The sequence below is a fragment of the Microbacterium sp. NPDC055442 genome (genome assembly GCF_053644215.1).
Window position 1 is genome coordinate 256,332 of the sequence record NZ_JBSHLF010000004.1, and the last position, 23,561, is coordinate 279,892.

At 72.2% G+C, this 23,561-nt stretch carries 20 protein-coding genes; 12 read left to right on the top strand and 8 right to left on the bottom strand.

What is annotated here, in order from left to right:
• The first annotated feature begins 55 nt into the window (after positions 1-55).
• From ACWIBS_RS10870 to ACWIBS_RS10880, 3 genes are all read left to right on the top strand, one after another.
• Positions 56-382: a WhiB family transcriptional regulator gene (locus tag ACWIBS_RS10870; RefSeq protein ID WP_376126765.1), complete on the top strand. Its 327-nt coding sequence runs from the start codon at positions 56-58 to the stop codon at positions 380-382.
• A gap of 86 nt (positions 383-468) precedes the next feature.
• Entirely contained in the window at positions 469-3,315 is a 2,847-nt protein-coding gene (locus ACWIBS_RS10875; protein WP_376126768.1) for a glycosyltransferase, read from the top strand.
• On the top strand, positions 3,312-4,721 hold the full coding sequence (locus ACWIBS_RS10880; RefSeq protein WP_376126770.1) for a DUF5719 family protein: 1,410 nt from the start codon (positions 3,312-3,314) through the stop codon (positions 4,719-4,721). The genes ACWIBS_RS10875 and ACWIBS_RS10880 overlap by 4 nt, the downstream gene beginning before the upstream one ends.
• Positions 4,722-4,758: 37 nt before the next feature.
• On the opposite strand, the gene ACWIBS_RS10885 is transcribed toward ACWIBS_RS10880, so the two are convergent.
• The gene (locus ACWIBS_RS10885; RefSeq protein WP_376126773.1) at positions 4,759-5,199 is read right to left on the bottom strand and encodes a metallopeptidase family protein; all 441 of its coding nucleotides are present in this window, start codon (positions 5,197-5,199) and stop codon (positions 4,759-4,761) included.
• Between the two features lie 408 nt (positions 5,200-5,607).
• On the opposite strand from ACWIBS_RS10885, the gene ACWIBS_RS10890 reads away from it, so the two are divergent.
• The gene (locus ACWIBS_RS10890; RefSeq protein ID WP_376126775.1) at positions 5,608-5,814 is read left to right on the top strand and encodes a DUF3499 family protein; all 207 of its coding nucleotides are present in this window, start codon (positions 5,608-5,610) and stop codon (positions 5,812-5,814) included.
• 193 nt (positions 5,815-6,007) lie between these two features.
• On the opposite strand, the gene ACWIBS_RS10895 is transcribed toward ACWIBS_RS10890, so the two are convergent.
• On the bottom strand, positions 6,008-6,862 hold the full coding sequence (locus tag ACWIBS_RS10895) for an RDD family protein (protein ID WP_376126777.1): 855 nt from the start codon (positions 6,860-6,862) through the stop codon (positions 6,008-6,010).
• Between the two features lie 16 nt (positions 6,863-6,878).
• Here ACWIBS_RS10895 and ACWIBS_RS10900 point away from each other — a divergent pair, with 16 nt between their 5' ends.
• From ACWIBS_RS10900 to katG, 3 genes are read left to right on the top strand one after another with little or no spacing between them, the layout of a single operon-like run.
• Positions 6,879-7,874, top strand: coding sequence for a stage II sporulation protein M (locus tag ACWIBS_RS10900; protein WP_376126779.1), 996 nt, complete (start codon positions 6,879-6,881; stop codon positions 7,872-7,874).
• A gap of 43 nt (positions 7,875-7,917) precedes the next feature.
• Entirely contained in the window at positions 7,918-8,376 is a 459-nt protein-coding gene (locus tag ACWIBS_RS10905) for a Fur family transcriptional regulator (protein ID WP_376126782.1), read from the top strand.
• Between the two features lie 29 nt (positions 8,377-8,405).
• Positions 8,406-10,724: a catalase/peroxidase HPI gene (gene katG / locus ACWIBS_RS10910; RefSeq protein ID WP_376126785.1), complete on the top strand. Its 2,319-nt coding sequence runs from the start codon at positions 8,406-8,408 to the stop codon at positions 10,722-10,724.
• Between the two features lie 60 nt (positions 10,725-10,784).
• Here katG and aqpZ read toward each other — a convergent pair whose 3' ends face one another.
• From aqpZ to ACWIBS_RS10940, 6 genes are all read right to left on the bottom strand, one after another.
• Positions 10,785-11,603, bottom strand: a complete 819-nt coding sequence (gene aqpZ / locus ACWIBS_RS10915) for an aquaporin Z (RefSeq protein ID WP_376126787.1) — start codon at positions 11,601-11,603, stop codon at positions 10,785-10,787.
• 450 nt (positions 11,604-12,053) lie between these two features.
• A complete protein-coding gene (locus tag ACWIBS_RS10920; RefSeq protein ID WP_376126789.1) occupies positions 12,054-13,355 on the bottom strand; it encodes a DUF58 domain-containing protein in 1,302 nt (433 codons plus the stop codon).
• Between the two features lie 114 nt (positions 13,356-13,469).
• Complete coding sequence (locus tag ACWIBS_RS10925; protein WP_376126791.1) at positions 13,470-14,456, bottom strand: AAA family ATPase; 987 nt, start codon at positions 14,454-14,456, stop codon at positions 13,470-13,472.
• Positions 14,453-15,622: a DUF4350 domain-containing protein gene (locus ACWIBS_RS10930; RefSeq protein WP_376126793.1), complete on the bottom strand. Its 1,170-nt coding sequence runs from the start codon at positions 15,620-15,622 to the stop codon at positions 14,453-14,455. Before ACWIBS_RS10930 ends, ACWIBS_RS10925 begins: the two co-directional genes overlap by 4 nt.
• Complete coding sequence (locus ACWIBS_RS10935; protein WP_376126796.1) at positions 15,619-16,293, bottom strand: DUF4129 domain-containing protein; 675 nt, start codon at positions 16,291-16,293, stop codon at positions 15,619-15,621. Before ACWIBS_RS10935 ends, ACWIBS_RS10930 begins: the two co-directional genes overlap by 4 nt.
• The gene (locus tag ACWIBS_RS10940) at positions 16,290-17,807 is read right to left on the bottom strand and encodes a glycerophosphoryl diester phosphodiesterase membrane domain-containing protein (protein ID WP_376126799.1); all 1,518 of its coding nucleotides are present in this window, start codon (positions 17,805-17,807) and stop codon (positions 16,290-16,292) included. Before ACWIBS_RS10940 ends, ACWIBS_RS10935 begins: the two co-directional genes overlap by 4 nt.
• 156 nt (positions 17,808-17,963) lie before the next feature.
• Between ACWIBS_RS10940 and mtrA the strand changes: the two genes are divergently transcribed.
• The 5 genes from mtrA (at position 17,964) to hpf (ending at position 23,533) form a co-directional block, all read left to right on the top strand.
• The gene (gene mtrA / locus ACWIBS_RS10945; RefSeq protein ID WP_376126802.1) at positions 17,964-18,644 is read left to right on the top strand and encodes an MtrAB system response regulator MtrA; all 681 of its coding nucleotides are present in this window, start codon (positions 17,964-17,966) and stop codon (positions 18,642-18,644) included.
• Positions 18,645-18,651: 7 nt separating this feature from the next.
• Positions 18,652-20,364, top strand: a complete 1,713-nt coding sequence (gene mtrB, locus ACWIBS_RS10950) for an MtrAB system histidine kinase MtrB (RefSeq protein WP_376126804.1) — start codon at positions 18,652-18,654, stop codon at positions 20,362-20,364.
• Entirely contained in the window at positions 20,361-22,037 is a 1,677-nt protein-coding gene (locus ACWIBS_RS10955; protein ID WP_376126807.1) for an LpqB family beta-propeller domain-containing protein, read from the top strand. Before mtrB ends, ACWIBS_RS10955 begins: the two co-directional genes overlap by 4 nt.
• A gap of 81 nt (positions 22,038-22,118) precedes the next feature.
• Positions 22,119-22,784, top strand: a complete 666-nt coding sequence (locus ACWIBS_RS10960; protein ID WP_376126810.1) for a ComF family protein — start codon at positions 22,119-22,121, stop codon at positions 22,782-22,784.
• Positions 22,785-22,873: 89 nt separating this feature from the next.
• On the top strand, positions 22,874-23,533 hold the full coding sequence (hpf, locus tag ACWIBS_RS10965; protein WP_376126813.1) for a ribosome hibernation-promoting factor, HPF/YfiA family: 660 nt from the start codon (positions 22,874-22,876) through the stop codon (positions 23,531-23,533).
• Positions 23,534-23,561 lie beyond the last annotated feature (28 nt).

A 23,561-nucleotide genomic window follows, 5' to 3' on the forward strand; every position in this document is an offset into this window, starting at 1 on the left:
ATTATCCCTAACGCGGCAACCATGTCGCGGGTAGGACCTCCGGGGGGAGAACGACATGACCGGTTCCCAGTATCGCTCTGCGGTACCCGACAACTGGTTCGTCGACCCCGTCAATCTCGGGGTGCCCGGCGTTCGCCGTGCCGTCGACGGCGACGACGACAACCCGCTGTCGTGGCAGACCGACGCCCTGTGCTCGCAGACCGACCCCGAGGCGTTCTTTCCCGAGAAGGGCGGCTCGACGCGCGACGCCAAGCGCATCTGCACGACGTGCGACGTGCGCGACCAGTGCCTCGAATACGCGCTGCAGAACGACGAGCGCTTCGGCATCTGGGGCGGTCTCAGCGAGCGCGAGCGCCGCAAGCTCAAGCGCCGCGCGGTCTGATCTGTCGTCCGAATCCGCGGCCGGATCGCGGCGAACGGCGCGTGCGACACGGCTCACGCGCGACGCGCGCCTAGGCTGACCAGGCCATGCCCGCACGTGTCCACGCTCTTCTCGTCGTGCGCCCCGACGGACGAACACCCGCAGCGCACCACCTGCGGCGCACCGTCGGAGCCCTCGCAGCGCAGACGCGCCCCGTCGACAGCCTGACGATCGTGCTGTGCGGTGCCGAGCCCGGCGTGGTCGAGGCGGCCCGCGAATCGCGGGCCGGAACCGTCGTCGAAGCACCGGCATCCACCCGCTTCGCCGAAGCGCTCGCGCTCGCGACCCCCGCGCGCGGCGCCGACGCCGTCTGGCTGCTCGCGCAGGACACGACACCCGACCGGCAGGCCCTCGCCCGGCTCGCCGGTGTGCTCGAGCTGTCTCCGTCGGTCGCGTTCGCCGCACCCAAGCTCGTGCGCGCCGACGACCGCAGCGAGATCGTGTCGCTCGGGGTCGGCATGACCCGCTTCGGGCGCACCGTCGGCCTCACCGACGGCGAACTCGATCAAGGCCAGCACGACGCCGCCGACGACGTGCTCGGCGCCGACGTGCGCGGCGTGCTCGTGCGCACCGACGCGTGGACCGCGCTCGGCGGGCTCGACCCCGCGCTGCACGGCGCCGACGAAGGCCTCGACCTGGGCGTGCGCGCCCGGCTCGCCGACTCGCGCGTCGCTCTCGCCCCGACCGCGATCGTGGCGGTCTCGAACGACGGCGTGGCGGGGCTTCCCGCACCGGTCACGCGGCAGCACCGCCGCCGGATCGCATTCGCCGAGCGGGTCGCGCAGCTGCACCGCCGCCTGGTCTACGCGGCGCTGTGGGCGGTTCCGCTGCTCTGGCTCTCGCTCCTTCCGCTCGCGCTGCTGCGCACGATCGTGCACCTGGTGCGCAAGCAGCCCGCACGCATCGGCCCCGAATGGGTCGCCTCGGCGCTGGCCATGGTGCAGGTCGTCGCCGTCGTCAGAGCGCGTGCGCACCTGAGGCGCACGCGCCGGCTGCCGTGGAGCCAGATCGCCCCCCTGCGCGTCACGAACGCGCAGCTGCGGGCGCGTCTCGGCGACGACCCGGTCGAACCCGGCGCGCGCCTGCGCGGCGAGCTGCGGTTCTTCTCGGGCGGCGGCGCATGGCTCGTGCTCGGTGCCCTCGTCGCCTCGATCGCGGCGTTGCCGATGCTGCTCGCCTGGCCCGTGCTGGGCGGAGGCGGCGTCCAGCCGCTGCGCACGACCGTGGGGCAGCTGTGGGCCGACACGCTGTACGGCCAGCGCGGTCTCGGGCTCGACACGATCGCGCCCGCCGACCCCTTCGCGACGGTCGTCGCCGTCGTCGGCACCCTGTGGCCGGGCGATCCCTCCCGCGGCCTCGTGCTGCTGTGGCTGTTCGCCCTGCCGCTCGCAGCGCTGGGCGGCTGGTTCGCCGCGACGCGCGTCACGGATCGCGGCGTGCTGCGCGTGCTGGGCGGGGCCGTGTGGGCGCTCGCCCCGACGTTCCTCATGGCGCTCACGCAGGGCCGCCCCGCCGCCGTCATCGCCCACCTGCTGCTGCCGTGGCTGTTCTGCGCCGGTGCCGTCGCCCACCGCTCGTGGTCGGGAGCGGGTGTGGCATCCCTCGCTCTGGCCGGCGTCATCGCGTGCGCCCCGTCGCTCGCCCCGGCGCTCATCGTGCTGTGGGTCGTCACGATCGTGCTGTCGATCGCGCTGCGCGCCGGACGCGGCGTCGCCCGGCTGATCTGGACCGTCATCCCGACCCTGGCGATGGCCGGTCCGCTCGTGTGGCACGCGCTGACCTCGAACGGCGTGTGGGGCCTGCTCGCCGACCCCGGTGTGCCGTGGGCCGGGCCCCAGGTGGGGCCGGATGCCGCGGGTCGCAGCCTGCTCGCCGCGGGCATCCCCACCGCCGATGTCGCGGGCTGGGCGACGCTGCTCGGCGACGCCCCCACGTGGTGGGTGCCGCTGCTCGCGGCGCCGCTGGCGATCCTCGCCCTCGTCGCGCCGCTCACGCAGCGGTGGGCCGCCGGCATGACCCTGCTCGGCATCGCGGCCCTCGGCATCGGCACGGCGTTCGCCGCCGTCGGCATCTCGGTCGCGTTCGCACAGTCCGAGGCCGTGCCGCTGTGGCCGGGCACGGGCCTCAGCCTCGCGTGGCTCGGCGTCGTCGGCGGCGCGCTGGTCACCCTCGACGCCGGTCTCGCCCCCAAGGTCGCGCTGCTGCGCGGCGGACTCGTCGTGCTCGTCGGGGCGGGGGTCATCGCCCTGGCCGTCCCCGCGCTCACCTCGGCCGCCCGCGACACGACGCTGCTCACGAACGGCCCCGCCAGCACGCTGCCCGCCTACGTCGCGGCGCGCGGCGCGGACGACTCCGACGTCGGCACGTTCGTGCTCACACCGCAGAACTCGGGCGCCCTCTCGGCCCGTGTCGTGTGGGGCGGCAGCGAAACCCTCGGCGCGCAGAGCACCGTGCTCGCGACCCGCACCGTGCCGTCGGCGCAGGACCGCGAGATCGCCCAGCTCGCGGCAGGGCTCACGACGGGTGCCGCCGACGACCCCGTCACCCAGCTCGCCGCTCACGGGGTGAGCTTCGTGCTGCTCGCGCACGGCGCCGCACCCGAATCCGACGCCGCCCGCGCGTTCCGCCTCGCCGCCGAATCGGCCATCGACCAGCGCGACAACCTCGAAGCCGTCGGCGAGACCGCGCGCGGTTCGCTGTGGCGCGTCGAACTCGACATCCCGCCGCGGCCCCAGCCGGCGGCATCCGTCGATCGGATATCGGGGATCATCTTCACCGCGCAACTCGCCGTCGTCGCGATCGCGGTGCTGCTCGCCGCGCCCACCGCCGCATCCCGACGCGAAGCGAAGCGGATGCCGCGCATCGTCGGACCGCACTGGGAGGAGGGACGATGAGCGATCGCCGCTTCTTCCGCTGGGCCTCGACGAGCGCGCGGATGCTCGCGGGCACCGTCGTCGCCGCGGGCGCCGTCGTCGCCGTCGCGACCGCCGTGACGCTGCCCTGGCCGACGCTCGAGCGCGAGCCCGTCGCCGTCTCGGCCAAGCCCGCACCCGCCGATACGGTCATCGCGTGCGCGGGCGGCCTGCTCGCGCTCGGACGAGACCTCGACTCGCCGAGCGACCTCGCCCTCGTCGCGCCGCAGACCGTCACGGTCGGGGCGCTGCCCGACGCTCCGCAGCCCGAAGGGCGGAGCCTGATCGGGTCGGCGCCGGGGGCGAGCCCCCAGGCCTACACGGCACCGCCGTCGGGCGCCGAGCGCACCGACGTCGCGGCGTCAGGCTCGATGACGGCCGACTCCGACGATATGGCCGGGTTCGCCGCATCCGCGTGTCGACCGCCGCTCATGGAATCGTGGATCGTCGCCGGATCGGCGGCGACCGGGTCGGCGGACTTCGTGCTGCTGTCCAACCCCGGCACCGTGGGGGCGACCGTGCAGCTCACCGTCTACGGTGCGACGGGGCCCGAGACTCCTCCCGGCGGCTCGAACCTCGTCGTCGCCGCCGGTGCGCAGCGGGTGGTGCCCCTCGCCGGGCTCGTGCGGGGCGAGACCAGCCCCGTCGTGCGCGTGAGCGCCGTCGGAGCCCCCGTGCAGGCATCGGTGCAGTCGAGCCTGACGCGCGTGCTCGAACCGCTCGGCGTCGACCAGACGGGCGGCGTCGGGGCGACCGCGCCCGTGCAGCGGATCCTGGGCGTCGTCGTGACCGAGTCCGACGTGGCGAGTCCCACGGGAGCGGGCACCGTGCTGCGCGTGCTGTCGCCCGGCGCCGACACCGAGGCGACCGTCATGGTGCGCGCCGTCGGCGGCGACCAGCAGATGCTCGAGCCGCTGAGCGTGCCGCTCGCGGCGGGGGTGCCGACCGAGGTCGGTCTCGGCGGGCTCGCCGAGGGCGAGTACGACGTCGAGGTGATTGCGGGCTCACCCGTCGTGGCCGGACTGTGGCAGGCCTCGGGCTTCGAAGAAGGAGCCGACTTCGCCTGGCTGCTGCCCTCGCCCGAGATCACGGTCCCGAGCCTGTTCGCGGTTCCCGTTGGCCCGGACGCCACGCTCACCGTCGCCAACCCCGGTGAGGCGCCGGTGACCGTCGCCGTGACCGATCGCACGGGCTCACTCGCGGGCGAGCTGATGCTCGAGCCGGGCGAGAGTGCGACGCTGGGCGTGCAGTCGCGCACGATCTACACGCTCGACAGCGGCGGGGCTCCCGTGCTCGCGGCGGTCACGATGAGCGGGCCGGGCGCGCTCGCCGGGTTCCCGATCTGGCCCGCGGATGCCGCCGCTCCCGCGATCCGCGTCTACCCGTGAGGCGGGTTCGGGTGCGGGTGCGGGTGCGTCGTCGTCGTCAGAAGTAGCGGAACCGTTCGGGGCCGAGGTCCCACGGGTCGCGATCGAGGTATTCGGCCGCTGCTCGGAAGACGGCGCTCTCGATCATCATGCGGCGGTGCAGCTCGTCGTCGCGGTGCAGGTGGCTGAGGCGTTCGATCGGCAGCCGGAACACGATGATCCGCTTCTTCGCGCTGAGCACGAGCCAGCGGGGGATGCCGTCTGCATCGGATGCCGCGGGCATGTCGGCGATCTCGAAGCTCACCTCGCGCAGCTCGGGCCACGCCGACCGCAGGAACTCCGCCGCCGTGCCGACGGCGAGGTCGAACCGCTCGACGCGGGTATCGAGCGGAGGCAGCGGCGGGCGGACGACCGCGCTGCGTCCGAGACGCCCGTGGCGGCCGTGCCGCGCGGGGCGGCGGACAGGCCTCGACGCACTCGAGGAACGACGCCATGGCATGCGCCCCATCCTACGGCGGTGGTGCGTAGCGGGCTCACGAGGGCTGGGTCCCTCGGTTCACTTGCCTCACTCTGCTGCCTGCCCACCGGTCGGGCGACGTTCTGTGACAAATGAACGACGTTGGGGTGGTGGGCTGGTCGGGGTGCGGGCCCTCGGTTCACTTGCCTCGTTCTGCTGTCGGGGTGCGGGGTCGGCGACGTTCTGCGACAAGTGAGCGACGTTGGGGTGGTGAGCTGGTCGGGGTGCGGGCCCTCGGTTCACTTGCCTCACTCGGCTGCCTGCCCACCGGTCGGGCGACGTTCTGTGACAAGTGAACCGGGAGTGCCCCCGCCCGGTGGCCGGGGTCAGCGGCGGACCGCGCGGCGCGGCATCCGGAATCGGAGTCAGGGCGCGACTAGTGTCGGAGCGATGCGCGAGAGACTCTGCTCCAAGGTGGGATGCGCCCGCGAGGCGGTGTCGACCCTGACCTACGACTACAACGACCAGATGGCGGCCCTCGGTCCGCTCGGAGCGTCGGGCGATCCGCACGCGCACGACCTCTGCGCGATCCACACCGATCGCCTGTCGGTACCCAAGGGCTGGGTCGTCGTGCGGCACGAGACGCTCCGCGCCTGACCCGCGACCGCGGACGCTGCCGCCCTCCGCCGCCGCCGCGCCGCGGCATCCGCGCCCGCCGCTCCGCGGCATCCCATGACGCCGAGACTGCAACGGAGCGCCGAGACAGCGGGTAGTACCCGCAGTCTCGACCTGCCGTTGCAGTCTCGCGGTCAAGGCCTCGCGGTCAAGGGCGCGCGGGAGACGGGCGGTGTCAGCGGGCGGGGAAACCGCGCGGCACGTCGGGGACGCCGGAGGTGAGGGCGGTGACCCGCTGATCCTCGAGCACGAGGGCGTTCAGCTCGCGGTCGCGCCGGATCGCGGCGACGCCGCACACGAACGACTCGGGGTCGACCGCCGGCACGGGGGAGACGTGGGCCGCGGCTTCCGAGGCGAGGGATGCCGCCAGGCGTGCCCGCGCCGCAGGCTCCAGCTCGGGAGCCTGTCGCGCGAACTGCGCGATGCGCCGCGCCAGGCGGTCGGGCAGGCGGGCGACGTCGGCGACGGCTCCCCATTCGGCCAGGGCGGGCGGCAGACCGGGCGCGGGAGCGGGAAGGGGCGGCGTGCGGGTGCGCTCGGAGTACGTGCCGGCGAGCAGATCGCCCAGCCGCTGCGACCGCGGCGTGAACGCACCCACGATGGCGGCGAGCCCGCCGAAGGTGAACCACAGCTCGAGCACTCCGACGAGGGCGCGGATGAACGCCTGACGGAACCCCGTCGCCCCGCCGTCGGTGCGCACGATGCGCCCGCCGACGGCGAGCTTGCCGAGGCTGCGCCCGCGCGTGAACGTCTCGACGGCGGTCGGGATCACGACCAGCACGAGGACCACCATCGCGATCGTCACCATCTGCGCGGCCGAATCCGCGAAGAGGTCGAGCCCGAACAGGAACGTCGCGACGAGGACGAACACGATCAGCAGCACGAGCCCGACGACGATGTCGATGAGGGCGCCGAGCGCGCGCAGGAAGAATCCGACGGGCTGCACATCGAGGGCGACGGCCTCGCCCGTGAGCACCTCGTCCTGATGGATCGTCGTCATCCGCGAGTCGGGCACGACGGTCGAAGGCATGCGTACAGTTAACCAAATGGACCTCGACGCGCTCACCGCCGCCCGCCGGCAGGAATGGGAGCGTCTCGACGAGCTGAGCCGGGCCCGTCGCCTGAGCGGTGCGCAGGCCGACGAACTCGTCGCGCGCTACCAGTCCGCCTCGGCCGATCTGGCCGATCTGAAGACCTCGGCGGGCCGCACGCCGCAGGGCGACCTCGTCTCGACGATCCTCGCCCGGGCACGGCTCGCGCTGACGGGCACACCCGAGAACGTGCTGAAGCAGATCCCGCGGTTCTTCGCCCTGCAGCTGCCGGCGGCGCTGTACCGCGTGCGATGGACGACCCTCGTCATCGCGCTCGGCTTCGTCGCGGTCGGCGCCCTCGTGGCGTTCTGGGTCTCGTCGGATCCCGCGCTGGTGGCCACCCTCGGAACGCAGCTGCAGCTCGAGGACTACGCCGAGAACCAGTTCACCGAGTATTACAGCGAGAACCCGGCAGCCGTGTTCGCGGGCACCGTGTGGACCAACAACGCCTGGATCGCCGCGCAGTGCGTCCTGTTCGGCATCACCGGGTTCTGGCCGCTCATGGTGCTCGTGCAGAACGCCGTCGGCGTCGGCACGGCGGCGGCGATCATGCTGGCGTTCGATCGCGGCGACGTCTTCGTGCTCTTCATCCTTCCGCACGGCCTGCTCGAACTGACCTGCATCTTCGTCGCCGGAGCGGCGGGTCTGCACATCTTCTGGGCCTGGGTCGCCCCCGGGCGCCGGTCGCGGGGCGCCGCCCTCGCAGAAGCGGGACGCTCGCTCGCGACGATCGCGATCGGGCTCGTCATCGCCCTCGCCGTCGCCGGGCTCATCGAGGGCTTCGTGACGGCTCAGCCGTGGCCGTGGCCCGTCAAGATCGGCATCGGCGCGCTCGCGCTCGGCGCGTTCGTGTTCTACATGGTGGTCATCGGCGGGCGCGCCGCACGCCGGGGCGAGTCGGGTGACCTCACCGAGTACGAGACGGGAACTCCGACCCTCGTTTCCGGGTGACCGTTACTTTGAATTCTTCAAAATAACGCGGTAAGATGGTGCCATGAGTGCACCCGCGGTCGACGTCTACGAGACGGATGCTGCCGAGCTCATCCGCACCGTCGGCTTGCGCGTCACCGAGCCCCGCCGCGCCGTGGTCGACGCCCTGCGCACGCACCCGCACGCCAGCGCCGACGCGATCTTCCAGGTCGTCGCGCGCACGGTTCCGCAGACGAGCCTGCAGTCCGTCTACAACGCGCTCGGCGATTTCGCCGAAGCCGGTCTCGTGCGACGCATCGAGCCCGCGGGTCGTCCCGGACTGTTCGAGCTGCGCGTCGGCGACAACCACCACCACCTCGTGTGCACGACGTGCGGCGACGTTCGAGACGTCGACTGCGCCGTCGGCGAAGCGCCGTGCCTGACGCCGTCCAATCCGCACGGCTTCACGTTGCACACGGCCGAGGTGACGTACTGGGGCCTGTGTCCCGACTGCGCGGCCGCAGCATCCACCCCCACCGCTTGACTCCACCGACATCCACGAGGAAGGAAACCATGAGCGACATCGACGACACGAAGACCGGCATCGGCGAGAACCCGACCGACACCGATCAGGCCGTCACCCCCATCGACACGCCCGTCGACGAGCGCGAGGACGGCGAGACCCGCCCGCGCCCGAACGAGGACGAGGGCAGCTGCCCCGTCATCCACGGCGACAGCCAGCCGCACCCGGCGACGGGATCGGCCAACCGCGTGTGGTGGCCCAACCAGCTGAACATCAAGATCCTCGCGAAGAACCCGCCCGCGCGTAACCCGCTCGGCGAGGACTTCGACTACAAGGCCGCGTTCGAGAGCCTCGACCTCGCCGAGGTCAAGGCCGAGATCGAGAAGACGCTCACGACGAGCCAGGACTGGTGGCCCGCCGACTTCGGCCACTACGGCCCGCTCATCATCCGCATGGCGTGGCACGCCGCCGGAACCTACCGTGTCACCGACGGCCGCGGCGGCGCCGGCACCGGCCAGCAGCGCTTCGCGCCGCTGAACAGCTGGCCCGACAACGTCAGCCTCGACAAAGCCCGCCGTCTGCTGTGGCCCGTCAAGAAGAAGTACGGCCAGAAGCTCTCGTGGGGCGACCTGATGATCCTCTCGGGCAACGTCGCGCTCGAGTCGATGGGCTTCAACACCTTCGGCTACGCCGGCGGTCGTCCCGACGTCTGGGAGCCCGACGACGACGTGTATTGGGGCCCCGAGACCACGTGGCTCGGCGACGAGCGCTACACGGGCGACCGTGACCTCGACAAGCCGCTGGCCGCCGTGCAGATGGGCCTCATCTACGTCAACCCCGAGGGCCCCAACGGCAACCCCGACCCGCTCGCCTCGGCGCGCGACATCCGCGAGACGTTCGGCCGGATGGCCATGAACGACGAAGAGACCGTCGCGCTCATCGCGGGCGGCCACACCTTCGGAAAGACCCACGGCGCGGCGCCCGACACGAACCTCGAGGACAACCCCGAGGCCGCGGGCCTGGAGCGCCAGGGCCTCGGCTGGAAGAACAACCACGGCACCGGCAAGGGCGACGACACGATCACGTCGGGCCTCGAGGTGACGTGGACCTATCACCCCACCCGCTGGGACAACGAGTTCTTCCACATCCTCTACGCGTACGAGTGGGAGCTCATGCGCAGCCCCGGCGGCGGCCACCAGTGGCGTCCCATCAACGGCGGCGGCGCCGACATGGTTCCGATGGCGCACTCGTCGGCCCGTCGCGAGCCCCGCATGCTCACGAGCGACATCGCCCTGCGGACCGACCCCGAGTACGACAAGATCTCGCGTCGGTTCAAGGATGACCCCGTGGCGTTCGGCGACGCGTTCGCCCGCGCCTGGTTCAAGCTCACGCACCGTGACATGGGCCCGGTCGCACGCTATCTCGGTTCCGAGGTTCCCACCGAGGAACTCGTCTGGCAGGACCCCGTGCCGGCGGTCGATCACGAACTGATCGACGACGCCGACGCGGCGGCGCTGAAGGCGCAGATCCTCGAGTCGGGCCTCACCGTCACCGAGCTCGTCTCGACGACATGGGCTGCGGCATCCACCTTCCGTGGCAGCGACAAGCGCGGCGGCGTCAACGGCGCCCGCATCCGCCTCGCCCCGCAGAAGGACTGGGTCGTCAACAAGCCGTCGCAGCTGCAGCGTGTGCTGGGCGTGCTCGAGGGCATCCAGTCCTCGTTCAACGACGGTCGCACCGACGGCAAGCAGGTTTCCCTCGCCGACCTCATCGTGCTCGCGGGCAACGCGGGTGTCGAGAAGGCCGCGAAGGATGCCGGTGTGGATGCCACGGTGCCCTTCCGCGCCGGACGCACCGACGCGACGCAGGAGCAGACCGACGTCGAGTCGTTCCGCTTCCTCGAGCCGGCAGCCGATGGCTTCCGCAACTACCAGGCGACGACCGCGATGGCCACGCCCGCCGAGTACCTGCTGCTCGACAAGGCGAACCTGCTCACGCTCACGGCTCCCGAGATGACCGTGCTCGTCGGCGGCCTGCGGGTGCTGGGCGCCAACTGGGACGAGTCCGAGTACGGCGTGTTCACCGACCGCGTCGGCGTGCTCACGAACGACTACTTCGTGAACCTGCTCGACCTCGGCACGACGTGGAAGCCGCTCGACCCGGGCTCGCACGCGTTCGAAGGACGCCGTGACGGCTCGGACGAGTTCTTCGGCCGCGGCACGCGCGTCGACCTGCTGTTCGGCTCGAACTCCGAGCTGCGCGCCGTCGCCGAGGTGTACGCCTCGGATGACGCGCAGGAGAAGTTCGTGCGCGACTTCGTCGAGGCGTGGGGCAAGGTCACCGAGCTCGACCGGTTCGACCTGAGCTGACGCACACACGCAGAAGCGGCCCGTCCCGATGTCCTCGGGGCGGGCCGCTTCGCGTTCGTGTCAGCGACCCCGGCGCTTCGCGCCGCGGGCGTCGGGCACGCGCGCCTCGGACTGCAGCGGCGGCAGCTGCACCGGCTCGAACAGTGCGCGATGCAGCCAGCCCGCAAGGACCGCGCCGACGAGCGGGAACACGATGAACACCCACAGCTGCGCGAGCGCGTCGATGCCGCCGTAGATGGCCGTCGCGATCGAGCGCGCGGGGTTCACCGACGTGTTGTCGATCGGGATCGAGATGAGGTGGATGACCGTGAGGGTCAGACCGATCGAGAGCCCCGCGACGTTGCCGTTGCCGCGCTTGGTGTGCGTGACGCCGAGGATCACCATGACGAAGATCGCCGTGAGGATGATCTCGGCGACGATCGCCGCGCCCAGCCCGAACCCGCCCGGAGAGTGCGCGTCGAAGCCGTTGCTCGCGAAGCCGCCGTCCTGCGCGTTCGCGAGCCAGTTCGCCGGCCCGAACAGCCCGATCAGGACGATGAGCGTCGTGCCCACGGCTCCGCCGACGAGCTGGGCGATGATGTAGCCGGGTGCATCCTTCCACGCGAAGCGGCCCGCGGCGGCCAGGCCGAAGGTCACGGCGGGGTTGAAGTGTCCGCCCGAGATGTTGCCCCACGCGTAGATGCCCGCCATGAGGGTCAGGCCGAACGCGAACGAGACGCCGACGAAGCCGACGCCGAGGGACGTGCCGTTGGCTCCGGTGCCGAAGTCGGCGGCGAAGAGGGCGGTTCCGATAGAGCCGAAGACGAGCAGGAACGTGCCGAGCGCCTCGGCGACGAGTTTGTTGGCCGTGGTGGGTGGGGTGACGAGGGTGTCCGACATGTGACGGCCTCCTTTCCTCGATCCGGAGCGTAGACCCTGCACAGCCGTTTCCCAGGTTTCGGCGCGCTCGCGTGTCCGAAGCGGCACATCCGGCTCCGGTGCGTTCGGTGCGTTCGGTGCGTTCGGTGCGTTCGGTGCGTTCGGTTCGTTTGCCTCACATTGCGCTCGAACTCGGGCCGGGCAGCAGAGTGAGGCAACTGACCCGGTCGGCGTTTGGTTCGTTTGCCTCACATTGTGCTCGAATCCGGGCCGGGCAGCAGAGTGAGGCAACTGAACCCTGTCGGTGTTTGGTTCGTTTGCCTCACATTGCTCTCGAACCTGGGCGCGGGCAGCAGAGTGAGGCAACTGAACCCGGTCGGCGTTTGGTTCGTTTGCCTCACATTGTGCTCGGCCCCGGGCCCGGGCAGCAGAGTGAGGCAACTGAACCCCGGGAGCCCTCGAGGGGAGCCGTCAGAGGCGGCCGGCGGCCTTGAGGGCGAGGTAGCGGTCGGCGATGCGGGGCGGGAGGGCGTCGGGGGTGTCGGTGATGGCCTCGGCGCCGGCGCGGGCCATCGCGCTCGCGACGCGCTCGGCCTCGCGCGCCGTGCGCTCGGCGGCGGCTTCGCCGTAGACGTCGGCCGCGTCCGGACGTGCGACGGGCCCGGGGCGCTCATCGGCGACCGTGCCGACCAGCACGTGCGCGCGCTGCGCGAGCGCGGGCAGCGATCCGAGGAACCCGCGCGACGCGTCGACGGCGTCCTGCGCCGTCAGTACGACCACGAGCGAGGGGCGCGAAGTGAGGGCGCGCACCTGGGCGAAGGCGGCATCCCAATCGGTGTCGATCAGCTGCGGCTCGACGGGAGCCATCGCCTCGACGAGCGCGGGAAGCAGCCCCGGCCCGTCGACCCGCGTCACGCGCGCCCGGATCGTGCGGTCGAACATGACCAGGTGCACGTGGTCGCCCGCGCGGTTCGCGAGCGCCGCGAGCAGCAGCGCCGCCTCCATCGCGGCATCCAGCCGCACGCCGTCGCCGACGCGCGCGGCCGCCGTGCGCCCCGTGTCGATGACGATGACGACGTGCCGATCCCGCTCGGGGCGCCACGTGCGGATCATCGTCGTCGCCGAGCGCGCGGTCGCCCGCCAGTCGATCGAGCGCACGTCATCACCGCGCACGTACTCGCGCAGGCTGTCGAACTCGGTGCCCTGGCCGCGCACCTGCACGCTCGTGGAACCGTCCAGCTCGCGCAGCCGCGCGAGGCGCGACGGCAGGTGCCGCCGGGAGGTGAAGGGCGGCAGCACGCGCACGCTGCCCGGCGCATCCAGACGCACCTGGCGGCCCGCGAGGCGGAGCGGCCCGTCGGAGCGCACGACGACGAACGACGAGCGCAGCTCACCGCGACGCCGCGGCAGCAGCGGGATCGTCAGCGCGCGGCTCTCGCCGGGCGGGATCGAGATCGTCGAGCGCTCCAGCGGGGCACCGGCGGTCGGCTGCCACGCGTCGCGCACGCGACCCCGGATGCCGCGCCTTCCGGTATTGCGCAGCCGCAGCGTCGTGTCCACTCGCGCACCCAGAAGCGTGCGTGCCGGTGCGGGGCGCTCGACGGCGAGGGCGCGCGGATCAGGTGCCGCCGCGGCATCCGCGATCGCCGCCACGACGCACAGGGCGAGCCATCCCGCCGCTGCGACCCACGCGTCGACGCCGCCGAGCGAGAGCAGCACGACGGGCACGACGCCGAGGGCGACGAGAAGGGGAAGGCGGCCGGTGAGGTACATGGTGTGGGTGGGGGTCTCCTGAGGCTGACGAGATCTCGATACGCGCGCTTCGCGCGCTACTCGATCTGACCCGGGTCGCATCAACGCCGCTGCGCGGCATTGATCCGACCCGCGTCAGATCGGCACCCGCGTCTGCTGCAGCACCGAGCCGAGCACGGCATCGACCGAGACGCCTTCGAGCTCGGCGTCGGGGCGCAGGCGGATGCGGTGACGCCACGTCGGCACGAGCATCGTCTGCACGTGATCGGGCGTGATGGCGGGATAGCCGCCGAGCCACGCCCATGCCTTCGCGGCGGCCAGCAGCGCCGTCGAGGCGCGCGGGCTCACCCCGAGCTGCACGGAGGGACTCTCGCGCGTCGCCCGCGCCAGGTCGACGACGTAGCCGAGCACGTCGTCGGACACGGTGACGGATGCCGCGGCCTCGCGCGCCGCCCGCAGCTGATCGGCCGTCGCGGCAGGGCGGACCCCCGCGGCCGCGAGGTCGCGCGGATTGAAGCCTTCAGCGTGGCGGCGCAGGACGTCGAGTTCGGCGTCGCGTCCGGGCACGTCGACCAGGAGCTTGAGCAGGAACCGGTCGAGCTGCGCCTCGGGCAGCGTGTAGGTGCCCTCGTGCTCGACGGGGTTCTGCGTCGCGGCGACGAGGAACGGGTCGGGCAGGCGCCGGCTCACGCCGTCGGTCGACACCTGACGCTCCTCCATCGCCTCGAGCAGAGCGGACTGCGTCTTGGGCGGTGTGCGGTTGATCTCGTCGGCGAGCAGAACGTTCGTGAAGACCGGCCCCTCGCGGAACTCGAACTCGCCTGCCTTCGCGTCGTAGACGAGCGAGCCCGACACGTCGCCGGGCATGAGGTCGGGGGTGAACTGGATGCGCTTCGTGTCGAGTCCGAGCGCCGTCGAGAAGGCTCGCACGAGCAGCGTCTTCGCGACGCCGGGCACGCCCTCGAGCAGCACGTGGCCGCCCGCGAGCAGCGCGATCAGCAGGCCCGTCACGGTGCCGTCCTGCCCGACGACGGCCTTGCCGACTTCGAGGCGCACGCGGTTCATCGTCTCGCGCAGCGCCGCATCGTCGTGCGATGCGGGCTCGGGGTTCAGGTCGGTCATGGCAGGTTCCTTTCCGGGCGGACGGCCGCGTGCACGGCGTCTTCGAGGTCGCGGAGGCGCCCGCGCAGCGTCAGCAGGTCGCCGTCGGTGCGGGGCACGTCGTCGATGAGGAGCGCCCGCACGTCGCCGCGCGGCATGCCGGTGCGGGACGCGGCGGCGTCGGCGATCTCGGGCGCGGATGCCGCGGGCCCGAGGGCGAGCGCCCGGCTGATCCGTCCGAGCGCGCCGATGCGCAGCTGGTCGGCCGCATGGCCGGCGTCGCGGGCTCGGGCGTAGAGCCGCCCGCGTCCTTCGGTCGTCTCGGACGCGCGCACCGTCACCGGGAGCCGCTCCGCGACGAGGGGTCCGAACCGGCGTCCGCGCCAGATCGCGGCGGCGATCCCGGCGGCCAGGAGCACGACGATGGCGGGGCTGACCCACGGGGGAGTGAGCTCGCCGAGCGTCGGATCGGTTGCGGCGAGATCCGTGTCGCCGAGGCTCGGCACGTACCAGACGACGAGCGGATGCCGCCCCATGAGGTTCAGAGCGAGCGCGGCGTTGCCGGCGTCGGCGAGGTACTCGTTGGTGAACAGCGTCTCGCCGTCGACGGCCGAGATGCGGCGATCGCCGTCGGTGCCGACGAGCAGCCCCATGCCTTCGCCCGCCGGGTAGCAGGCGGTCCTGCCGGAGCCGGGGGAGAAGACGCGGCCGGGCGCGACCGGCCCGGCGCGTTCGGCGTCGGCGAGGTCGCACGCGGGGGCCACGGCGTCGCCCGACGCGAAGCCCGCCGTCGCGGAGCCGGCGAGGAAGAGGCGCAGCTCGCGCGAGCGCGGCTCGATCAGCACGAGGTCGGTGGCGGCGTCGCCGAGCTCCTCGACGGCGTCGTCGGACAGGGCGGGGGCGGCGGGGAGCACGAGGGTCGCCTCAGCAGCGGACAGGGCCGACGCGGCCTCGGCGCGATCACGCGCGACGATCACGTCGACGCCCTGCGCGCGCAGCAGCTGGGTGACGGCACGCGTGCCGAGGATGCCCGCGGAGTCGGGGTCCAGCGCGTCGCGCTGCGTCCACTCGCCGAGCTGGACGATGGCGCCGCCGATGCCGCCGACGACGAGGATGATCAGGGCGATGACGACCCATGCCCCCACGCGGCGACGTCGCGTCCCCTCGCGCACCTCGACCGCCGTCACGCGTTCGCCGCCGCGGTCTCGGGGATCGGGGCGCGGGCGGCGCGGAGCGCGTCGTCGACGTCGGCGACGCGGGCATACAGGTCGCGCGTGCCGGGACGGCGGAGGTACCGCACATCGTCGAACGCCGTCGCTGCCGCCTCGAGGGGCGCAGCCGAGGCGGGGAACACCGCGGACGCGGCGCGCGCGAACCCGTGCACCGTCGTTCCGGGCGGCGTCTCGACGACACCGCGCTCGTGCAGGCCGCGCGCGAGAGCGCGGAAGCGCAGCACGATCGCGGCATCCCATTCCTGTTTCGATGCGTGGGATGCCGCGGCCGCACGCAGTTCGGCCGCCGAACGATCGTCGGTCTCGCCGAAGAGCACGCCGCGGGCGGCAGGCAGACGACGGGTCGAGCGCGGCATGCCCCACACGAGGAAGGCGACGACGATGAGGAGGACGACGATCCCCGTCACGATGAGCGCGAGCACGAGGCCCCACTCGCCGCTCACCTGCGTCGAGAAGAGCCGTTCGATGAACTGCGCGACGGCGCGTGCGGCGCGGTCGAAGAAGGTCGGCTCCGCCTCACGGTAGGCGGGATCGGCGAGCTCGCGCTCGGCCCACTCGCGGGCCTCGTCCCCGTCGGGAATGAGGGGCAGGTCGGCGAGTCGGGTCAGCGTGGCGGCGACCGTCACGGGGCCTCTCGGCCCGCCTCGGGCGGAGCGGCGCCGGGGGCCGTCCACTGCGTCGGCGCTGCGGGAGGAGCGGGGGGCCGGGCGGAGGCCGCCGGACCTGCGGGGGACGCGTCCGCGGCATCCGCGGGCTGCGCGGGGTGCGAGGGCTGCGCGGGCGACGGCTGCGCGGGCGACGCGTCGGGCGGCATCGGCGTCGCGTAGGGCGGCGTCGGCGCCGCGTAGGGCGGCTGATTCGCGGCCGGATAGGGGGGTGCCGGGTATCCCTGCGGGCCGGACGGGCCCTGGGGCACCGGGTAGCCCTGTTGCGGAGCGGAGCCCTGCTGCGGCGAGTGCCCCTGCTGCGTGGGGTGTCCCTGCTGGGGCGCGTACCCCGGCGGCGGTGGGTACCCCGGCGGCGGTGCGTAGCCCGGCTGGGGCGCGTACCCCGGCTGGCCGGCGTAGGCCGGGTACGTGGGAGTGAGGTACGGCGACGGCATGTCGCGGCCGATGTGGGCGGCGTAGGGGTCGGGAAGACCGGTGGCACCGGCATCTCGCTTCTCGACGTATTCGAGCAGGTCGAGGTCGAGACCCTCGTGCCGCATGCGGCAGTCGACGTAGATGAGGGCCGTCGCCGTCGATTGCACGACGAGCGCGATCGACTGGATGAGCAACGCGACGGCGTACGTCAGCAGGAACGTGACGATCATGCTGATGACGTAGGTCGCCTCGTTCTCACCCGTCGGAGAGATGATGACGCCGAGCCCCGCCGACAGGAACGAGAAGGGCAGGCTCACGACCTGGCCGACGACACCGAAGATGGCGCTGATGAGCACGATGACGCCCAGCGCGGGCCAGAAACGCCCGCGCGTGAGAGACCACGAGCGGCGCACGGCACCGCGGATCGTGGCGCGCTCCATCAGGATGACCGCCGGCACGAGCAGCAGCTTGATCATGAGCCACCAGTACAGCGGGATCGCACCCAGGACGAGCAGGATGCCCAGCACGATCGCGACGGGCCACGCGACGAACCCGACCGCGATGACGACACCGGCGAGGACGGCGATGGCCAGCAGCGCGGCGGTTCCGATGATGAGCGACCACCCGATGACGCGCCACACGACGGGCTTCACCTGACGCCAGAGCGCACCGAGCGTGCGCTTCTCGGCGACGACGGCGTGACTGACCTCGACGACGACGACCGCCTGCACGATGACGGTCAGGGCGGTCGCGGCCAGCCCGAGCACGAAGCTCGCGACGACGGTCAGGGCGATCGAGCCGGCGAGGACCGCCTCGAACTCCTCGCTGCCGGGGCGCACCGTGTCCAGGCGCGAGAAGGACGCGAACGAGATGAGCCCGATCGCGACGAGGATCACGACGAAGGCGACGGTCTGCACGACGAGCGCGAAGCCCAGCAGCACGCGCGGGTTCTGGCGCAGGGCGACGAAGGATCGCCCCAGAATGGTGCCGAAGCCGAGCGGATGCAGCGGCACGATGCCCGGGCGGGATGCGGGCGTCCAAGCCGGATAGGCGGTCACGGCTGATCCTCCTGAGGGCTCGGCGGGCCGGGGTCGATCCATCGTGTCACACCCCGCCGACGCGCTCGGCGTCTGTACGGCCGGTGTCGACTACTCTGTGGGAATGCATGGGTGCTCCCGGATCGGCGCCCCGCGGACGCAAAGGACGAGTGGGTCATGACTTCACGCATCCTGGTGGTCGACGACGACACCGCCTTGGCCGAGATGATCGGGATCGTGCTGCGCACGGAGGGCTTCGAGACCGTCTTCTGCGCGGACGGCGCGAAGGCCGTCGACACGTGGCGCGACGAGCGTCCCGACCTCATCCTGCTCGACCTCATGCTTCCCGGGATGGACGGGATCGAGATCTGCACGCGTGTGCGGGCCGAGTCCGGCATCCCGATCATCATGCTCACGGCCCGCACCGATACCGCTGACGTCGTCAAGGGGCTCGAGTCCGGCGCCGACGACTACATCGTCAAGCCGTTCAACCCGAAGGAGCTGGTCGCGCGCATCCGCACGCGTCTGCGCCCCGTCGCCCAGACTGAGAGCGAGGTGCTGCGCATCGGCGATCTCACGGTCGACGTCGCGGCCCACGAAGTGCGGCGCGGCGACGACCTCATCGCCCTCACGCCGCTCGAGTTCGAGCTGCTCGTCGCGCTCGCCGCGAAGCCGCAGCAGGTGTTCTCACGCGAGATGCTGCTCGAGCAGGTCTGGGGCTACCACTACAAGGCCGACACTCGCCTCGTGAACGTGCACGTGCAGCGTCTGCGCGCCAAGGTCGAGAAGGATCCCGACAACCCGAAGATCGTGACGACCGTGCGCGGCGTCGGCTACCGCGCCGGCGCGCTCGCCTGAGGCGGACATGAGCTCGGTGGACACGGGCGGGATCGTCCGCGTCCCCGTGCTGGATTGGCGCAGCTGGCGGGCGTGGCCCGACAACGTGGCGCGCCTGTGGCGGCGGTCGCTGCGCTTCCGGACGGTGCTCGTGACGCTCGCCCTGACGGCGCTGGCCGTCATCGTGGCCTGCGTGTGGATGGCGATCTCGGTTCAGCGCGACCTGTTCGACTCGCGCCGGGATCAGATCCTCACCGACGCGCTCCGGGCGACGACGGCCGCACAGGAGACGCTCGACTCCGCCGTGCTCGGCGATGCGGCGCAGCTGCAGAACCTGCTCTCCACGACCGGCACGGACCTCATGGCGCAGGCCGCGAGCGACGGCATCCGCATCGTCCGCATCGACACGGCGCCTTCGCAGATCGCGCCCCAGGACCTCGCCGTCGGAACCTCGTTCGAGCAGGCGATCACTCCCGAGCTCGCCCAGCGCGTCGAGGCGGACTCCGGTCAGCAGTGGTGGCAGTCGGTCGCGCTGCCGCAGATCGGCGGATCCGTCGTTCCCGGCATCGTCGTCGCGCAGCAGGTCTCGATCCCCGTCGCCGACATCGGACCCTACGCCGTCTATCTCGCCTACGATCTCGGCGCCTCGGCGCAGACGCTCGGGTTCGTGCAGGCCACGCTGTGGGGCGTCGGCATCGCCCTCGTGCTGCTCATCAGCGGCATCGCGTGGTTCGTGCTGCGCTCGGTCACGACACCCATCGGCGAGGCGGCCGAGACGAGCGCCAAGCTCGCCGCCGGACGCCTCGATGTGCGCCTGCCCGTGCGCGGAGAAGACGAGCTCGCGACGCTCGGGCGTTCGTTCAACGCGATGGCCGACAGCATCGAGTCGCAGATCAAGGAGCTCGCCGACCTGTCGTTGGTGCAGCAGCGGTTCGTCTCGGATGTGTCGCACGAGCTGCGCACGCCGCTCACGACGATCCGGCTGGCCGCCGACATGATCAACGACCATCGTGACGAGTTCGATCCCGCCACGGCGCGTGCGGCGGAGCTGCTCAACGCGCAGGTGCAGCGCTTCGAGCTGCTGCTGACCGACCTGCTCGAGATCAGCCGCTACGACGCCGGGTCGGTGCAGCTCGAGCTCGAGCCGACGAGCCTCGCGCACCTGGCCGAGGATGTCATCGGCTCGATGGAGCAGCTGGCCGAGCAGCACGGCAGCGATGTGCGCCTCGTGGCACCCGGCGGCTACACGCTCGTCGACATGGATCCCCGCCGCATCCGCCGTATCGTGCGGAACCTGCTGGGCAACGCGATCGAGCACGGCGAGGGGCGGCCCATCGTCATCACGGTCGACAGCGACGGGGGCGCGGTCGCTCTCGGCGTGCGCGACTACGGTCTGGGGATGAGCCCCGAATCGGTCGAGCACGTGTTCGACCGCTTCTGGCGCGCCGACCCGTCGCGAAAGCGCACGATCGGCGGCACGGGGCTCGGGCTGTCGATCGCCCTCGGTGACGCGCGACTGCACGGCGGAGAGCTCGCCGTCTGGTCGGAGCTCGGCAACGGCACGAACTTCGTGCTCACGCTGCCCCGGCGCAAGGGACGCCTCACCGCACCGTCGCCCCTTCCCGTCGAGCCCGTCGACGATGTCGGTGCGGCGCTGGAAGACCTCGGTCTCACGCAGCCGATCGAGGTGCTGCGCGACACGACGGGAACGGATGCCGCCGGGGCAGGGGGCAGACGATGACGCGCCGGCGGTGGGCAGTCGCGATGGTGGCCGTGCTCGCCCTCGCGCTGTCGGCGTGCACCGGTCTGCCCACGGGCGGCGGCGTCAACGAGGGTCTCGCGGGCGGCGGCGATGTGGATCCGCCCGACATCTCGCTCATCCCCGATCGGCCGCAGGCCGGGGCGACGCCCGAGCAGATCGTCGACGGCTTCCTGCGCGCCGGCTCAGGGGTCGCCGACGACTGGGCGCGCGCGCAGGAGTTCCTCGCGCCGCAGTTCCGCGGCGAGTGGGATCCGAACGCCGGCGTCACGATCGACGTGCTCGGCTCACGCGAGACGCGCCTGCTCGACGACGACACCGTCTCGGTGCTCGTGTCGCAGGTCGCGCGCGTCGACGAGAAGGGATCGTACGAGCGCGTCGAAGAGGGCCCGACGACACTGACGTTCGAACTCGCACAGCAGGACGACGGCGAGTGGCGCATCGCCGAAGCGCCCGACGGCATCGTGCTCGACCGATCGCTGTTCACCTCGATCTTCAACGACTACTCGCTCGCCTACTTCGACACGACGTGGAACTACCTCGTGCCCGACGTGCGCTGGTTCCCCCGCTCGCGCGTCGCCTCGAGGATCGTGGCGGCGCTGGTGAACCGTCCGAAGAGCGAGTGGCTCGCGGCATCCGTCAGATCAGCCTTCCCCGAGGGCGTGTCGGCCGTGCCGTCGGTCACGGTCGCGGCCGGCGGTGTGGCGACGGTCGGCCTCACCGAAGACGCGCTCGCGCTCGATCAGGAGACGCGCGACCGCATGCAGACGCAGCTCAAGGAGAGCCTCCGAACGGCCAACATCACGCAGGTCGAGATGGTCGTCGGCACGACGGTGCTCAGCGCCGAGCCGGTGCCGGTGCGCCGTACGGCGGTGTCGGGGCCCGCCCTGGTCAAGACCGAGGCGGGTTTCGGATTCCTGTCGGGAGACGAGCTGCTGCCGATCCCGGGCCTGTCCGGCACCATCGCCGACGTCGACGCGACCGCCGTGCAGGTCACCGGCGACCGCGACCTCGCCGCCGTGCAGCGCACCGACGGCTCGGTATGGCGCGTCCCCGCGGGGGGCGAGGCGAGTCTCGTCGATGACCGGCCCCGGCTCGTCGAGCCGTCGGTCGACCCGTTCGGGATCATCTGGAGCGTCCCGCGCGACACCCCGCACGCCGTGCGCGCCCAGCTGCCCGACGGCACCGTCGTCGACGTCACCGAAGCCTGGCCCGAGACGACCGAGATCTCGGCGATGGCGATGTCGCGCGACGGCGCACGCATCGCGGGGCTCGTGACCGCCGGCGGCCGCACCGCCGTGTGGGTCTCGGGCGTGCTGCGCGGCGACGCCGGCGTGCCGACGGGTCTCGGCGCGCCCATTGTGCTCGGAATCGCCGGCGACGACGGGCGCGCGCTGGCGTGGCTCGACGAGACGACACTCGGAGCGCTCGCGGGTGGCGGCGAGACGGCGAGCGTGCTCACACAGCCCGTCGGCGGGCCCGGCACATCGGTCACGGCTCCCTCCGAAGCCGTCTCGATCGCGACCGGCAGCACGCTCGCCTCGACGCGACTGCGCGGAGCCGACGGCTTCCTCTACACGCGACGGGGTCCGAACTGGCAGGAGAGCGGCGCGGGCGTGCTCGTGCTCGCGACACAGCAGGGCACGCCCGAATAGACGGTCCCTCCCCAGTCGCGGGCGGGGCCGGACTGTGCACCGGACGCGGCCGCGCGGCAGCCGGTGCGAACGGATGCTGCGATGCTCGGCGCCGTGGACCCGTCATCGCCCGTCCGGCGCGCGCTCGCCGATGCCCTCACCTTCGTGCTGCCCGTCGACTGCGCGGGATGCGGCGTGCCCGATGTCGCGCTGTGCGAGCAGTGCGTCGGGCTGCTGGCGCCCGCCGTCGAGCACCGGACCGTCGCCGGTCTCGATGTCTGCAGCGGCCTGCCGTTCGACGGTGTCGCGGCGCGCGTGCTGCGCGCGCTCAAGGAGGAGGGGCGCACGGGTCTCGCCCGGCCCCTGGCGCCCGCACTGCGGGCGGCGATCGACGGGGGTTTCGGAGCGGCCGCCGTCGTCGTGCCGGTGCCGACCTCGCGGGCGTCGTTCCGCCGCCGCGGCTATCACGTCGCCGAGCTCGTCGCCCGGCGGGCGGGGCTGCGCGTCGAGCGGCGCCTGCGGCTCGTGCGGCAGCCGGCGGACCAGCGTGGTCTCGACGAGGTCGAGCGGCGCCGCAACGTCGCGGGGAGTGTGATCGCGCGGGGTGCGGCATCCCGTCGCGTCGTTGTGCTCGACGATGTCGTGACGACCGGTGCGACGCTCGCCGAGGCTGCGCGGGCGCTGCGCGAGGCCGGGGCCGACGTTCTCGGGGCGGTCACGATCGCCGCCACGCCGCGGCGTTCGCTGACAGGGGAAAGCCGTGCGTGACACGGCATGGTCCGCGCCGATAGCGTGGGGAGGACAAGGCGACTGATGGTCCGCCCTTGACCGGGCGGACCGGAACAAGGAGGTCAAGGATGGAAACCAACATCGCCGGCGTGGGAGTGAGCATTTCGGATCGCTTCCGCGGCGTGGTCGACGAGAAGGCCGTCCGCATCGAGAACCTCGCTCCGAAAGCGCAGCGACTCGACGTCAAGGTCACGCACCGCGCTTATCACAACGGCCGTGTCGAAGACGAGACGGTCGAGCTCACGGTGACCGGCAAAGGACCCATCGTCCGCGCCGAGGCCGTCGACGGCGACAAGTTCGCGGCGCTGGACATGGCGGTCGACAAGCTCACCGAGCAGCTGCGGCGCGCGAAGGACAAGCGCATCGACGCGCGCAAGCACCCCCGCGGTGCGAAGCTCGACAAAGAGAGCGGATCGCTGCAGGGCGTGGACATCCAGCCGGCGTCGGTCGAAGCGCTGCGCGCGGTCGCGACCGGTGAAGTGCCGGTCCTCGCGGGGGCGGAGGACGACGAGGACTACACGCCCGTCGTCATCCGCACGAAGGAGTTCGCCCCCGAGTGGATGACCGTCGAAGACGCCGTCGACCGCATGGAGCTCGTCGGGCACGACTTCTTCCTGTTCATCGACGTGCGCACCGACCACCCGAGCGTCGTCTACCGCCGCAAGGGCTGGGACTACGGCGTCATCTCGCTGGCGACGCAGGCCTCGCCCGAGGCCGTCGCGTCGTAGCACCGACCTGATCGCACGGATGCCGCGG